The 13,176-nt window shown below is 70.9% G+C and carries 16 protein-coding genes; 14 read left to right on the forward strand and 2 right to left on the reverse strand.

The window, feature by feature from the left end; translation table 11 throughout:
- Positions 1-44: 44 nt before the first annotated feature.
- Positions 45-272 carry a hypothetical protein gene (locus tag ACQEU6_RS32930; RefSeq protein WP_499337085.1) on the reverse strand — a complete coding sequence of 76 codons (228 nt, stop codon included), beginning with the start codon at positions 270-272 and terminating at the stop codon, positions 45-47.
- A gap of 104 nt (positions 273-376) precedes the next feature.
- Here ACQEU6_RS32930 and ACQEU6_RS32935 point away from each other — a divergent pair, with 104 nt between their 5' ends.
- The 8 genes from ACQEU6_RS32935 (at position 377) to ACQEU6_RS32970 (ending at position 6,570) form a co-directional block, all read left to right on the forward strand.
- Positions 377-1,183 carry a helix-turn-helix domain-containing protein gene (locus ACQEU6_RS32935; protein WP_499337087.1) on the forward strand — a complete coding sequence of 269 codons (807 nt, stop codon included), beginning with the start codon at positions 377-379 and terminating at the stop codon, positions 1,181-1,183.
- A complete protein-coding gene (locus ACQEU6_RS32940) occupies positions 1,180-1,365 on the forward strand; it encodes a DUF397 domain-containing protein (RefSeq protein ID WP_499337089.1) in 186 nt (61 codons plus the stop codon). Before ACQEU6_RS32935 ends, ACQEU6_RS32940 begins: the two co-directional genes overlap by 4 nt.
- A 474-nt stretch (positions 1,366-1,839) precedes the next feature.
- Positions 1,840-2,535 (forward strand): ABC transporter permease, encoded by a 696-nt coding sequence (locus ACQEU6_RS32945; protein ID WP_499340422.1) that lies wholly within the window; start codon positions 1,840-1,842, stop codon positions 2,533-2,535.
- A 110-nt stretch (positions 2,536-2,645) separates the two neighbouring features.
- On the forward strand, positions 2,646-3,815 hold the full coding sequence (locus tag ACQEU6_RS32950) for an LCP family protein (RefSeq protein ID WP_499337091.1): 1,170 nt from the start codon (positions 2,646-2,648) through the stop codon (positions 3,813-3,815).
- Positions 3,816-3,890: 75 nt separating this feature from the next.
- Positions 3,891-4,811 carry a proline dehydrogenase family protein gene (locus ACQEU6_RS32955; protein WP_499337093.1) on the forward strand — a complete coding sequence of 307 codons (921 nt, stop codon included), beginning with the start codon at positions 3,891-3,893 and terminating at the stop codon, positions 4,809-4,811.
- 89 nt (positions 4,812-4,900) lie between these two features.
- Entirely contained in the window at positions 4,901-5,695 is a 795-nt protein-coding gene (proC, locus tag ACQEU6_RS32960; RefSeq protein ID WP_499337095.1) for a pyrroline-5-carboxylate reductase, read from the forward strand.
- A 68-nt stretch (positions 5,696-5,763) separates the two neighbouring features.
- Positions 5,764-6,198 (forward strand): hypothetical protein, encoded by a 435-nt coding sequence (locus tag ACQEU6_RS32965; RefSeq protein WP_499337097.1) that lies wholly within the window; start codon positions 5,764-5,766, stop codon positions 6,196-6,198.
- Positions 6,199-6,405: 207 nt separating this feature from the next.
- Positions 6,406-6,570, forward strand: a complete 165-nt coding sequence (locus ACQEU6_RS32970; RefSeq protein WP_499337099.1) for a hypothetical protein — start codon at positions 6,406-6,408, stop codon at positions 6,568-6,570.
- A 209-nt stretch (positions 6,571-6,779) separates the two neighbouring features.
- Here ACQEU6_RS32970 and ACQEU6_RS32975 read toward each other — a convergent pair whose 3' ends face one another.
- Positions 6,780-7,802, reverse strand: a complete 1,023-nt coding sequence (locus tag ACQEU6_RS32975; protein WP_499337101.1) for an alpha/beta hydrolase — start codon at positions 7,800-7,802, stop codon at positions 6,780-6,782.
- A 178-nt stretch (positions 7,803-7,980) separates the two neighbouring features.
- On the opposite strand from ACQEU6_RS32975, the gene ACQEU6_RS32980 reads away from it, so the two are divergent.
- The 6 genes from ACQEU6_RS32980 (at position 7,981) to ACQEU6_RS33005 (ending at position 13,159) form a co-directional block, all read left to right on the forward strand.
- The gene (locus tag ACQEU6_RS32980) at positions 7,981-9,195 is read left to right on the forward strand and encodes an acetoin utilization protein AcuC (RefSeq protein ID WP_499337103.1); all 1,215 of its coding nucleotides are present in this window, start codon (positions 7,981-7,983) and stop codon (positions 9,193-9,195) included.
- Between the two features lie 22 nt (positions 9,196-9,217).
- Positions 9,218-10,087, forward strand: a complete 870-nt coding sequence (locus tag ACQEU6_RS32985; protein ID WP_499337104.1) for a phosphatase — start codon at positions 9,218-9,220, stop codon at positions 10,085-10,087.
- A 361-nt stretch (positions 10,088-10,448) separates the two neighbouring features.
- Positions 10,449-10,652, forward strand: coding sequence for a helix-turn-helix domain-containing protein (locus ACQEU6_RS32990; RefSeq protein WP_021591693.1), 204 nt, complete (start codon positions 10,449-10,451; stop codon positions 10,650-10,652).
- Positions 10,653-11,023: 371 nt separating this feature from the next.
- Positions 11,024-11,122, forward strand: a complete 99-nt coding sequence (locus ACQEU6_RS32995; protein ID WP_018654693.1) for a 30S ribosomal protein bS22 — start codon at positions 11,024-11,026, stop codon at positions 11,120-11,122.
- Positions 11,123-11,171: 49 nt separating this feature from the next.
- Positions 11,172-12,167 (forward strand): NAD-dependent epimerase/dehydratase family protein, encoded by a 996-nt coding sequence (locus ACQEU6_RS33000; protein WP_499337107.1) that lies wholly within the window; start codon positions 11,172-11,174, stop codon positions 12,165-12,167.
- Positions 12,168-12,199: 32 nt separating this feature from the next.
- On the forward strand, positions 12,200-13,159 hold the full coding sequence (locus tag ACQEU6_RS33005; protein WP_499337109.1) for a lysophospholipid acyltransferase family protein: 960 nt from the start codon (positions 12,200-12,202) through the stop codon (positions 13,157-13,159).
- The last annotated feature ends 17 nt before the right edge of the window (positions 13,160-13,176 follow it).

Raw genomic sequence — 13,176 nt, forward strand, 5'->3', positions numbered from 1 at the left:
CAGCCCACTCGCAGTCCCAGGCTCCTGCACCGCGTAACCGCCCATCACGACCACCGCCCAGCCGACTTCAGCACCTTCACCACGCAGATGCGTCCGTCCGTGTAAGCGTCCACTCGGATCTCGTCGGTTACCGCGTGGCGGATGGCGTTGGTGACCAGCTCAGAAGTGACTACGCGCCCGTGGTAGGCGTTAACGGGCCAGTTCGTTGTGATCTCCGCGATGTGGTCTCGCGCCGTTTTGATCTTCTTGACATCGGGCTTGAACGCGATCATCTCAACCGCTCCTCGCGTGCTGCTGATTGGTACCAAGGGTCGCGTTCTGATGGGTGCTGCGCTAGGTTCCTGCACAGGTGGCAACACGCGGAGGAGTCGTTACCATGAGCAGTCGTCTTGATCCGGACCGTTCGCTCTGGCACTTCATCGCCGTTGAGGTGCGCAGACAGCGCGAGCTTCATGGGCTATCAGGTAACAGGCTGGCGGCTGTACTTGGCTGCGATCGTTCCACTGTTTCCAGGATCGAGAACGGGCTTCGTCGGCTCTCGACCGACTACGCGTCCAGGCTTGATGACTTGTGGGGTACTTCCAACCTGTTCACGAGACTCGTTCGCTTCGCGAGCGCCAGTGACGATGGCGACTGGTTCACTGGCCTTACCGATCACGAGGCGCGGGCAACGCGCCATCGAATGTGGGAGGCGCTCCTCATACCCGGTCTTCTTCAGACTCCGGAGTACGCCCGAGCTGTGCTTGCATCCGGCCTCCTCGATGGAGTCGATGAGGCGCTAGAAAAACGAATGGCCAGGCAGACAGCCGTCTACAGCAGGCCAAAGCCCCCGCTCCTCTCCGTCATACTTAATTGGGTTGTGCTGGAGCAGATGGTTGGAGACCCTGCGACCATGCATGCGCAACTCGCCCACCTGCTGGAAGTAGGGGAGCTTCCCCACGTCAGCATCCGCGTGCTGGATCGGAGCGCCGGAGCACACATCGGGCTCAACGGCTCATTCACCTTGCTCACCGTCGATGACCAAGACATCGCCTTCGCAGACGCGCCCGAGCGAGGCCGTCTTATGATCGACCCAGCGGACGTCCAGACCTTTGCCGCGATGTACGACCGAATCAGCGACGTAGCATCCCCCGTCGGACCCTCGCGAACGTTGATCGAAAGCATCAAGGAGACCTACAAATGACCACATGGCGGAAGTCCAGTCGGAGCAACACGACCGGAGGGCAGTGCGTAGAGGTTGCCGACCTTGCTGGAAACGTTGGCCTCCGAGACAGCAAGGCACCCAACGCCGGTCATCTCACACTCTCGCCCAAGACCTTCGCCGAACTCGTTGCCAGGATGAAGCGCGACGAACTTGCCCTCTGAACCCTTCGATGCAGCCCCGACCGATCTGGTCGGGGCTTCGTTGCGCAGGGGTTCGGTACGGCTGAGCGTGCGTACGGGCGGCCGGATGCGGCCTTGACCGGGGACCCCTCCGACGGGCCGCCCCGGCCTGATGTGGGCAGCCCCAAGGGCAGCCCGAAGCCCCGCGAGGCTAGCAGCCCGCCGCCCCGGTCAAGGCCGCATCCGTCCACCCACACCGTTGCGGCCCGTGCCTGCTGCGGTCCAAGCGATAGCGCCGTGACCAGCGCAGAAGCACCGCCCAAGGCGTCATCGCCGCGTCAACACCACGTCATCCGGAGGGGTCGCAACGGCCCCGAACGGACCGGAACGGACACCAACCCCGGTGGACGCCCCACCCCGGAAAAGCGGGGTTGACCTGGGCAGACGCCACCAGACCGGAAGCATCCGGAACGGGCAGGAACACCCAGGCCAACCCCGTCCAGGAAGCGGCGCATCCTGGCGCAGCTGAAGCACGACCACCGCACGCTCGCGCTGCTGATCGGCGTGCCGACGCTGCTGATGGTCCTGCTGCGGTACGTGTTCGACCAGCCGGCGGCCTTCGACCGGATCGGGCCCATGCTGCTCGGCCTGTTCCCGTTCGTCGTCATGTTCGTGGTGGCCAGCGTCGCCACCCTCCGCGAGCGCACCGGCGGCACCCTCGAACGGCTGATGACGATGCCGCTCGGCAAGCTCGACCTGCTGCTCGGCTACGCCCTGGCCTTCGGGCTGCTGGCGCTCGTCCAGGTCGCCGTCGTGCTGGCCGTCTCGCTGACGTGGCTCGACCTCGACCTGAGCGGCTCGCTGGCGTCCCTGGTGCTGGTCTCGCTGCTGGACGCGCTGCTCGGCATGGCACTCGGACTGTTCGCCAGCGCGTTCGCGCGGACCGAGTTCCAGGCCGTCCAGTTCATGCCCGCGTTCGTCCTGCCGCAGCTGCTGCTCTGCGGCCTGATCATCCCGCGCGAGGACATGGCGTCCTGGCTCCAGGCGATCGCGGCCGTCCTGCCGCTGTCCTACGCGGTCGAGGGCATGCAGGAGATCAGCGCCAGTCCCGGCTTCACCGGCACCCTGGTCCTGGACGTCTCCGTGATCGCCGCCTTCGTGGTCGTCGCGCTCCTGCTGGGCGCGGTGACGCTCCGCCGCCGGAGCGGGTGACGGACCCGCGAAGGGGGGTCCGGGTTTACCCGGACGGGCGGTTGCGCCGCAACCGGACAGGTAGGCCGAAGTCGGCCATCCCTGCCCGGTTCGGCTGGTAGCTTCGCGCCATGACCTCCCCTGATCTTCACGGCTCGCAGGTGCCGCCGAGGCGCGACGAGGGGGCGCCCGCGCCCGCGGGGCCCGAGGCCCCGGGCGGGCCGGGGGGCGACGCCGACGCCGACGCCGCGTTCTGGGGCGGCGGCTCGGACGGCGGCGGCGAGACGCGGCGCAAGCGGCGGTGGCCCCGCGTCCTGATCGCCGTGGGGGTCTTCGTCGCGCTGGTCGTGGCCGGCCTCGGCGGGCTGGCCTGGCAGCGGCAGTCGTCCTACAACGGCAACATCGACCGGATCAAGGGCGTCATGCCGGAGGACTCCCAGAAGCGTCCGGGCGCGAACGTCGAGGGGACGGAGAACTGGCTGCTGGTCGGCTCGGACTCGCGGGCCGACGCGACGACCGGCGAGGGCAACCAGGTCTGGAAGCCGGGGCAGCAGCGCACCGACACGATCATGCTGCTGCACCTGCCGGCGGACCGGAAGAAGGCCTACATCGTCTCGTTCCCGCGCGACTCGTGGGTGGAGATCCCCGGCTACGGGCCGCAGAAGATCAACGCGGCGTTCTCGTTCGGCGGGCCGAAGCTGCTGATCGAGACGATGGAGAGCCTCACCGGCATCCGCATCGACCACTACGGCGCGATCGACTTCGAGGGCTTCAAGTCGATGACGGACGCGCTCGGCGGCGTCACCGTCAACATCAAGCAGGGCGTGTACGACCCGGCGCGCAAGAAGCGCTGGGAGGCGGGACGGCAGAAGCTGAACGGCGAGGACGCGCTGCTGTTCGTCCGGCAGCGCTACAACCTGCCGAACGGCGACTTCGACCGGATCAAGCGGCAGCAGGCGTTCCTCGGGGCGCTCGCCAAGCAGGCCGCCGACCGGGGCACGCTCACCAACCCGCTCAAGCTCGACCGGTTCCTGTCGGCGCTCACCAAGTCGATCAGCGTGGACGAGGGGGTGTCGGCGGGCGACCTGCGCTCGCTGGCGCTCAGCATGCGCAGCGTCCGCGCGTCGGACGTGATGTTCATGACGCTGCCGCACAAGGGCACCGGCATGCGCAAGAGGCAGAGCGTCGTGTTCCTGGACGGGACGAAGGCGAAAGCCCTCTTCGAGGCGGTCAAGACCGCGCGGATGAAGGAGTACGTCCAGCAGTACGGCGCTGGGAACAGCCTCGGCACCGTGTCGTGAGCGCCGGGCCCCGGGCGGCATAACCTGGGACGGTAGGCGGGACCCGGTACGCACGGGGAACGAGGGGTTCGCACAGTGCTTCGTCAGGCGTTGCTGGTCGCGTCGCGCAGCGGCGGCGCGCGCAGGGTGATGGAGACCGCGCCGTTCACCGGCGACGTGGTCCGGCGCTTCGTCGCCGGTGAGACGATCGACGACGCCCTGCGCGTCACCGGCGGGCTGACCGGCGAGGGCCTGCTCGTCAGCCTGGACGTCCTGGGCGAGGACACCCACGACGAGGCCCGCGCCGAGGCGAACGTCGCCCACTACGTCGAGCTTCTGGGACGACTGGGCGCCGGTGGGCTCGGGAGACGCGCCGAGGTGTCGCTCAAGCTGTCCGCCATCGGGCAGACCTTCGACGAAGGCCTCGCCTTGGAGAACGCACGACGGGTGTGCGCCGCCGCCCGCTCGGCCAGCACGACGGTCACCTTCGACATGGAAGAGCACACCACCGTCGACTCGACGCTGGGAATCGTCCACGAACTGCGGCGGGACTACCCGGACGTGGGCGCGGTCGTCCAGGCGTATCTGCGTCGTGCAGAGGAGCACTGCGCGGAACTGGCCTACGAGGGGTCGCGGGTGAGGTTGTGCAAGGGCGCCTATGCGGCGCCCGCGGCGGTCGCCTTCACCGACAAGGAGGAGGTCGACCGGTCGTACGTGCGGTGCATGAAGGTCCTGATGGCAGGCAAGGGCTATCCGATGCTCGCCACGCATGACCCTCGGCTCATCGAGATAGCAGGCGCCTTGTCGGTGCTGAACGAGCGTGACGACGACACCTTCGAGTACCAGATGCTCTACGGGATCCGCCCGCAGGAGCAGCGCCGCCTCGCCGCGGAGGGCGCGCAGGTCCGCGTCTACGTCGCCTACGGCCGCGAGTGGTACCAGTACTTCATGCGGCGGCTCGCCGAGCGGCCCGCCAACCTGCGCTTCTTCATGCGCTCCCTCGTCGGGCGGTCCTAGGGCGCCCCGGGGGCGGCCCGAGGGGCGGTCGCCGTGCGGTGCGGCGATAGGCTGGACGGGTCGTTGGAACCCCACGTCAAGGTATGTCGATGATCGCGATTCTGGGTGCCGGGAAGATGGGCGAGGCGCTGCTGTCCGGAGTGCTCCGGGCCGGCCGCCGCCCGTCCGAGCTGATCGCCACCGCGCGCCGGGAGGAGCGGGGCGCGCTGCTGCGGGAGCGCTACGGCGTCGAGATCGTGCCGAACGCGGAGGCCGCCGCGACCGCCGAGACGCTGGTCCTCGCGGTGAAGCCGCAGGACATGGGGGCCCTGCTGGACGAGGTCGGCCCGCACGTGCCGCCCGGCCGGCTGGTGATCTCGATGGCGGCGGGCATCACGACCGGGTTCGTCGAGGCGCGGTTGCCCGAGGGAGTCCCCGTCGTCCGCGTCATGTCGAACACGCCCGTCCATGTGGACGAGGCGATGAGCGTCATCTCGCCCGGGTCGCACGCGGGCGAGGAGCACCTGAAGCTGGCCGAGGAGCTGCTGTCGCCGGTCGGCAAGGTGCTGCGCATCCCCGAGTCGCTGCAGGACGGCGCCACGGCCCTGTCCGGCAGCGGGCCGGCGTACTTCTACTACCTCGTCGAGGCGATGGTGGACGCGGGCATCCTGCTCGGCATGCCGCGCGCCGCCGCGCTGGAGATGGTGATCCAGTCGGCGGTCGGCGCGGCCGTCATGCTCCGCGACTCCGGCGAGCACCCGGTGCTGCTGCGCGAGGCGGTGACGTCCCCGGGCGGGACGACGATCTCGGCGATCCGCGAGCTGGAGCGGCACGGCGTCCGGGCCGCCGTCCTGGAGGCCATCGAGGCGGCCCGCAACCGGGGGCGCGAGCTCGCGAGCGGCTGACCCGGGACGGCTGCGGAAGTTCGGCTTTGAACATTGAGCCGCGCGGGGGCCGCGTCCGTGTAGTGGGTATGGGACTCATACTCCGCCTGATCGTCGCCGCCGGGCTCGCGGCGGACGCCGTCGTGCACTGGACGTTCGCGCCCGACATGGCCTTCGTGCAGGGCGGCTCCATCGACGGAGACCTGCTGTTCCGCGTCCAGGCCGCGGTCGCCGGGGTGGTCGCCGTGATCATCCTGACCTACGCGACCCGCTGGGCGTACGCGCTGGCCTTCCTCGTCGCGGCCAGCGCGGCGGGCGCGCTCGTGCTCTACTACTACGTCGACGTGGGCGCGCTCGGCCCGCTGCCGGACATGCACGAGCCCGTCTGGTACCTGGAGAAGACGATCAGCCTGGCCGGCGAGGGCGGCGCCGCGCTGGCCGCGCTGGTCGGCGTCTTCGCCGCGGGTCGGGGCCGCCGCGCCGGCGACGAGCTCCCCGAACCCGAGCCCGCCGGCCGCTTCTGACCCGGAGGCGGTGCGATCCGGCCGCTGCCGGCGGTCGTCTGACGGTCCCCCCAGGACGCGGGAAGCGAATAGCCTGCGGTGACGCCGCGCGATGCGGACCGAGCGTGACGAGGCCCCTGCGAGGCGTAGGAAAGATCACGATTTCGGCGGCATGGCCGGGCCTGCCCCGGATACCATCGAATTGATCTTGGAACCCTGGGGGCCCGGATGGAAGAGCGGCGCAAACGCCCCACCGAGGTGCCGTTTCCGGCGTCCGCCCTCCACAAGGCGCTGCTCAGGGCGCGCGTCCCGCGCTTCATGGCCGACCACGCAGCCGCCCTGCTGGCCGGAATCCTGGCGAACCGCCCGGATCGCCGGGACCGCCAGGACTAGGGCCTGTCTCGAAGTGGCCCCGGCGATGCGCGCGAACGCGTGACCTGCCCGGTGGAGCGAAGCCGGAGGCGAGCGAAACCGGGCAGATCGCGAAGCGATGCCGCGTTCGCCCCAGGCCTGGTCACGCAGCGAGCCGCCAGGCGAGCGAAGTGGGCCGGGACTTGGAAACACAGCCGCCAGGCGAGCGAAGTGGGCCGGGACTGCGAAACTTAGGCCGCCTTGGAGCGCTTCCTCGCCCTGGGGTGCTTGCCCTTCCCGCCCGTGACGGTGCGGACGAAGTGGGCGGCTTCGCGCATGGCCGCGCTCGCCTCCGGGAGCACGCGGTTCAGGATCTGGAAGACGTGCATCTGCCCCTTCCAGATCTGCAGGTCGCAGTGGGCGCCGGCGCGGAGCAGGGCCTCGGCGAACGCCTCCGCCTCGGTGCGCAGCACCTCGGCGCCGCCCACCTGGATGAGGACGGGCGGCATGTCGTTCCAGGCGCACGTGAGCAGGGCCAGCCGCGGGTCCTCGAACCCGGTCGGCCCCACGACGAGGCGGGCGACCCGGCGCGCGGACGACGCGCTGATGTAGGGGTCGCGGGCGCGGCTCTGCGCGCCCATCGACAGTTCGCAGGTCAGGTCGACCCACGGGGAGAACAGCATGAGCCCGGCCGGGCCCGGCAGGCCCTGGCGGCACAGCTCGCCGGTCAGCGCGGCGGACAGGTGCCCGCCCGCCGAGTCGCCCGCCAGCACGATGCCGGAGGCGGGCACGCCGCGCGCGAGCAGCCAGCGGTAGGCGGCGACGGCGTCCTCCAGCGGCGCCGGGAACGGGTGCTCGGGCGCGAGCCGGTACCGCGGGGCGAGGACCGGCAGGCCCGTGTCGAGCGCGAGCCGCGAGGTGATGGGGCGGTGGGTGCGCGGCGAGCAGACGACGTAGCCGCCGCCGTGCAGGTAGAGGACGGCGCCGGAGGCGTGCTCGGAGGCGTGCTCGGGGGCGTGCTCGGGGGCGGCGTCGCGCGGAACGATCCACTCGCCCCGGACCGGCCGGCCGCCGTCGTCCTCGGGCGCCGGGTCGTTCAGCGACTCGACCCGCACGTGGGGGCTGTGCCGCAGCAGCAGGGACGCGGCGTCCACCGTCGAGCGCGCGGTGCGGATGCTGGTCGCGTGACCGGGAAGGTAGTGCAGGAAAGGACGAACGCCCAGACGGAGCGCGTTGCTGATCGCGCGGCTGCGAACGCTGGGGCCGTCGTCCATTTGCACCCCCCGGAGGAGATATCTGCCTGCTGGAGGTATGCCCGTTTCCGGCATGTAACTCACGTCACAGATATGTTGCGGGCGGCGGCCTCAAGGGGCGGTGCGCCGCGTCCGTGCCGCGTTCACGGGCACGGGAGCTGTGGGCCGGGTCACAGGGCCTGCGCGATACCGTGAGGTCATGAGCAGTCCCGATTCGTCCCAGTCCGCCGGTCCCGAGAGCTGCGAACTGGAGATCTTCTGGGACGAGCGGCTCATCTCCTACGACTTCGGTCCCGGCCACCCCATGAACCCCGTGCGGGTCGAGCTGACGATGGCGCTCGCCCGGGGGCTCGGCGTCCTGGACCGCCCGAACGTGCGGGTCTCGACGTTCGAGGCCGCGGGCGACAAGCTGCTCCGGCTCGTCCACGAGGAGTCCTACATCGCGGCGGTCAAGCACTCCGGCGCCACCGGGCTGCCGGAGCTCCGGCACGGCCTCGGCACCCCCGACAACCCGGTGTTCCTCGGCATGCACGAGGCGTCCGCCCTGGTCACGGGCGCGTCGGTGGCCGCGGCCGAGGCGGTGTGGTCGGGCCGCGCCGAGCACGCCGCGAACATCTCCGGCGGCCTGCACCACGCGCTGAGCGACGCCGCCAGCGGCTTCTGCGTCTACAACGACCCGGCCGTGGCGATCGCGTGGCTGCTGGAGAACGGCGCGGAGCGCGTCGCCTACGTCGACATCGACGTCCACCACGGCGACGGCGTCCAGGCCGCCTTCTACGACGACCCGCGCGTGCTGACGATCAGCCTGCACGAGTCCCCGCGGACGCTGTTCCCCGGCACCGGCTTCCCCGACGAGACCGGCGCGGACGGCACCTCGGTCAACATCTCGCTTCCGCCCGGGACCGGCGACCGGCCGTGGCTGCGCGCGTTCGAGGCGATCGTCCCGCCGCTGCTGCGCCGATTCCGCCCGGACGTCCTCGTCACCCAGCAGGGCGCCGACGGCCACGCCCTCGACCCGCTCGCCCACCTGATCCTCAGCGTGGACGGGCAGCGGACGGCGTACTCGATGCTGCACCGGCTGGCGCACGAGACCGCGGGCGGCCGGTGGGTCCTCACCGGCGGCGGCGGATACGAGCTGGTCCAGGTCGTCCCGCGGGCCTGGGCGCACCTGCTCGCCGAGGCGGCGGGCGCCCCGATCCCGCCGGGAACCGCGACCCCGGACGACTGGCGCGAGTTCGTCCGGCGGCGGACCGAGGAGATCGCCCCGCTCCGCATGACGGACGGGACGGAGACGGTGGGGGTCAGCAGGTGGGGGGACGGCTACGACCCGGGGAGCCCCGTCGACCAGGCGGTGCTGGCGACGCGCCGCGCGGTGTTCCCCGAGCACGGCCTCGACCCGATGACCGACGAGTGAACCCTCCAGGGACCATCCGCCCATGAACCAGCCGCCCCCCGCGCCCGGAGGCCCCGTGCCCACCCGGGACGAACTGCGCGCCCACCTCGTCCGGACGATGATCGCCGGCGACGTGGCCACGCCGCGCCAGAACAACCTGCTGCACTACCGGCGGATGGCGGGCGGCGACCCGTCCTACCAGTTCGGCCTGGAGTTGAAGCCGTCGTGGACGGAGCGCTCCGTGCTGGAGATGATGGTCGAGCGGTGCGGCGTCCACCCCGATCCGCTGCATCTGTACGGGGACGACACCATCGATCCCGAGATCACGCTCGACACGCTGGAGGCGATGGGGGAGCGCATCGGCCTCGCGGCTCGGCGCAGGGAGCGGGTGATCTTCGCGACCGGGCATCCGTTCGCGCTGACGCCGCTGTACCAGGCGGTCGCGCGGGCGCTGGAGGAGGCGGGCTGCCAGGTGCTGGCGCCCGCGGCCGGCTGGACCTACGAGATCGACGCCGGATACGGCGGCTCGGAACTGCGCCGCATCGTGTACGCCTCCCCCGGCGTCGCGATGCTGGAGGGCGAGGACCTCCGGACGCACCACACGCACGACTCGCGCCCGATGGAGGCCATGCTCAGGGAGCTTTCCGCTAGCGGTTCCGAGCAGAATGCGGAAGCTAAACCAGTTATTTGGCCGGATCTGGCCATTGCCGACCACGGCTGGGCCGGGGCGGCCGGGCAGGCGGGCATCGACACCGTGGGGTTCGCGGACTGTAACGACCCGGCGCTGTTCGCGGGGGCGGCCGAAGGCAAGATCGACGTGGTCGTCCCGCTCGACGACGGCGTCTCCACGCACCACTACGCGCCCCTGACCGCCTACATCCTCGACCGGGCGGGCCTGCGGCCGTCCGGCTGAGGCGCCGGCCCGGAGGCTTACTCCGGGGAGACGCCTGGGTGGCGGCTTCTCGCCTGTCACGCCCTGTGACAGGACTGCCGTAACGAGGCGCATGAGCGTGCCGAGAGGCGTCTGGCGCTGCGGAACCGCATGCCATTTCGTGGTTTTGGTTAACAAGTGTTCGTCACGACACGCGCGGTACCGTCCCGTCCACCCTCCGTAGGGAATCAGCACTGTATCCCCGCGGTCAGGTCGGATACGGAAATGTGCGGAACTCCCCTCTTGCGACTGCCGGTACGCGATTTACGCTGGAGGAAGTACACGTGCGTGATCAAAGTCACCCGAAGGGCCGGCGCGCGGCACGTGTGGAAGAGGGCGTCCGATGACCTCAGGCGAGCGACCTCTGAGCGAGGTCAGGTTCCTGACCGTCGCCGAAGTGGCGGCGGTGATGCGGGTGTCCAAGATGACCGTCTACCGCCTCGTCCACTCGGGAGAGCTGCCCGCGATCCGCGTGGGCCGCTCGTTCCGGGTTCCCGAGCAGGCCGTCCACGATTACCTGCGCGACGCGTACATCGAAGCCGGATAACGGGTAGGGGCGGGGCATGACCCCGCCGCGAACTCAGTACCCGGCCGTGCAGGGGGCGTCGGGAAGGCCCCGAGGGGCCGTCCCGAAGCTGGGGAAGCAGGACGAGGACCGGCAGAACGGTCCGGACACCGAACGGACGGGCGATGGCCGCCGGCCACGCCCGCCCGGAAGGGACGGTGCCCGGCGCCGTGCGACGCGCGGTGCCGGCCGCCGTCCGCGCCGGTCGTCCCGCAGGCGCGGAGCAGGCCGCGGCATGATCTCCACTGCCGCAGCGGTACCCTGGGGCCTCGGACCGTGCGCGCTTACCGAGAGTCGCTCTCCAGCGGCACGCCCGTCTCCTGCACATCACCCGAGACTCCGAGCGAGGTTCCGTGGGCTCTGTCATCAAGAAGCGGCGCAAGAGGATGGCCAAGAAGAAGCACCGCAAGCTTCTGAAGAAGACGCGCATCCAGCGCCGCAACAAGAAGTAGCGACCACGCCGGCCGTCCAGCCGTGAAGGGGTAGGGCCCAGTGTCGTCCATGCCCGCCGCCGCGGCCCGTGTCGTCCTCGTCACGGGCGTCTCCCGTTTCCTGGGGGCGCGGGTCGCGAACACCCTGCAAGCCGACCCGGGCATCGAGCGTGTCATCGGGGTCGACACGGTGCCGCCGGCCGAGTCCCTCGGCCGCACCGAGTTCGTCCGGGTCGACATCCGCACGCCCGGCATCGCGAAGATCATCGCGTCGGCGGCGGTGGACACGGTGGTGCACCTCAACCTGGTGACGTCCTCGTCGGTTCCGCGGGCGAAGGTCAAGGAGCTGAACGTCATCGGGACGATGCAGCTGCTCGCGGCCTGCCAGCGCTCGCCCGACATGCGCAAGCTGGTCGTCCGGTCGTCGGCCGCCGTCTACGGCTCCTCCCCGATGGACCCGGCCGTGTTCACCGAGCGGGACGAGCCCGTCGAGGCGCCGCGGTCCGGCTACGCCAAGGACGCCGTCGAGGTCGAGGGCTACGTCCGCGGGCTGATGCGGCGCCGCTCCGACCTGGCCGTGTCGGTGCTGCGGTTCGCGAACTTCCTCGGCCCGGGCGTCGACTCGCCCCTCACCCGGTACCTGCGCCTGCCGGTCGTCCCGACCGTGCTCGGGTTCGACCCCCGGTTGCAGTTCGTCCACGAGGACGACGGCGTCGAGGTGCTGCGGCGCATGACCGTCGAGGACCACCCCGGCTGCTACAACGTCGCCGGGGACGGCGTGCTGCTGCTGTCGCAGGCCCTGCGTCGCGCCGGGCGGCCCTACCTTCCCGTGCCGTCGCCGTCCATCTCGGTCCTCGGCGACATGGGGCGCCGCTTCGCGGGGCTGTCGGGGTTCTCCCCGGAGCTGCTGCGCTGGCTGACCTACGGCCGGGTCCTCGACACCACGGCGCTGGAACGCGAGCTGGCGTGGCACCCGAAGTACAGCTCCGAAGCCGCCTTCGCCGACTTCGCCGCAGCCCGCGGCTTCGTCCGCGGCGGCCTGACGTCCCTGCTGGGACGGGCCTGAGCCGCTTGGACCCATCTGAGAGGAGAGCCGAGATGACGAACGGTGCGCACCCCGGGGACGACGAGGGCGCGCAGGTCATCCGGCTCTCCGCGGTCCGGGAGGACGCCCCGGGAGCGGACCGGGGCGCGGACCCGCCCGGCGAGGACCGGCCGCCCGAGCGCGGCCAGTTCGAACGGACCGTGGCGTCCGGGCTGGCGTTCCTGCGCCGCCGGCTGACGGGCGAGTACGAGATCGACGAGTTCGGCTTCGACCCCGAGTTCAACTCCACCGTCCTGCTGCCCCTGGCCCGCGCCCTCTACGAGCACTGGTTCCGCGTCGAGCTCGACGGCCTGGACAACATCCCCGAGGGCGGCGCCCTCCTCGTCGCCAACCACTCCGGCACGATCCCGCTCGACGCGCTCATGCTGTCGGTCGCCCTCCACGACCACGCCGACCGGCAGGTCCGCCTCCTCGGCGCCGACCTCGTCTACCAGATCCCCCTGCTCGGGCACCTGTCCCGCAAGGCCGGCCACACGCTCGCCTGCCAGGCCGACGCCGCCCGCCTGCTCGGCAAGGGCGAGCTGGTCGGCGTCTTCCCCGAGGGCTTCAAGGGCGTCGGCAAGCCCTTCTCCGAGCGCTACAAGCTGCAGCGCTTCGGGCGCGGCGGCTTCGTCGGCACCGCCCTGCGCGCCGGCGTCCCGATCGTGCCGTGCGCCATCGTCGGCGCCGAGGAGATCTACCCCAAGATCGCCGACCTGCGCCCGCTGGCCCGGCTCCTCGGCCTGCCCTACTTCCCGGTCACGCCGACGTTCCCGCTGCTCGGCCCCGCCGGGCTCGTCCCGCTCCCGTCCAAGTGGGTGATCCGGTTCGGCGAGCCGATGTCGCTGGAGGGCCACGACGCGGACGCCGCCGACGATCCCATGACGGTCTTCGAGATCACCGACCACGTGCGCGAGAACGTCCAGCACATGCTCTACGAGACGCTGCTGCGACGGGGCCCCGCCTTTCTCTGACCGCCCGCGCGCGGATC

It is taken from the genome of Spirillospora sp. CA-108201, from assembly GCF_050936235.1.
Lineage (GTDB): Bacteria > Actinomycetota > Actinomycetes > Streptosporangiales > Streptosporangiaceae > Spirillospora.

Coding starts and splice junctions, on each gene's coding strand:
- ACQEU6_RS32980 (WP_499337103.1), top strand. CDS start 7,981: ATGAGCAGTCCCGATTCGTCCCAGTCCGCCGGTCCCGAGAGCTGCGAA.
- ACQEU6_RS32950 (WP_499337091.1), top strand. CDS start 2,646: ATGACCTCCCCTGATCTTCACGGCTCGCAGGTGCCGCCGAGGCGCGAC.
- ACQEU6_RS32965 (WP_499337097.1), top strand. CDS start 5,764: ATGGGACTCATACTCCGCCTGATCGTCGCCGCCGGGCTCGCGGCGGAC.
- ACQEU6_RS32975 (WP_499337101.1), bottom strand. CDS start 7,802: ATGGACGACGGCCCCAGCGTTCGCAGCCGCGCGATCAGCAACGCGCTC.
- ACQEU6_RS32985 (WP_499337104.1), top strand. CDS start 9,218: ATGAACCAGCCGCCCCCCGCGCCCGGAGGCCCCGTGCCCACCCGGGAC.
- ACQEU6_RS32935 (WP_499337087.1), top strand. CDS start 377: ATGAGCAGTCGTCTTGATCCGGACCGTTCGCTCTGGCACTTCATCGCC.
- ACQEU6_RS32940 (WP_499337089.1), top strand. CDS start 1,180: ATGACCACATGGCGGAAGTCCAGTCGGAGCAACACGACCGGAGGGCAG.
- ACQEU6_RS33000 (WP_499337107.1), top strand. CDS start 11,172: ATGCCCGCCGCCGCGGCCCGTGTCGTCCTCGTCACGGGCGTCTCCCGT.
- proC (WP_499337095.1), top strand. CDS start 4,901: ATGATCGCGATTCTGGGTGCCGGGAAGATGGGCGAGGCGCTGCTGTCC.
- ACQEU6_RS33005 (WP_499337109.1), top strand. CDS start 12,200: ATGACGAACGGTGCGCACCCCGGGGACGACGAGGGCGCGCAGGTCATC.
- ACQEU6_RS32930 (WP_499337085.1), bottom strand. CDS start 272: ATGATCGCGTTCAAGCCCGATGTCAAGAAGATCAAAACGGCGCGAGAC.
- ACQEU6_RS32990 (WP_021591693.1), top strand. CDS start 10,449: ATGACCTCAGGCGAGCGACCTCTGAGCGAGGTCAGGTTCCTGACCGTC.
- ACQEU6_RS32970 (WP_499337099.1), top strand. CDS start 6,406: ATGGAAGAGCGGCGCAAACGCCCCACCGAGGTGCCGTTTCCGGCGTCC.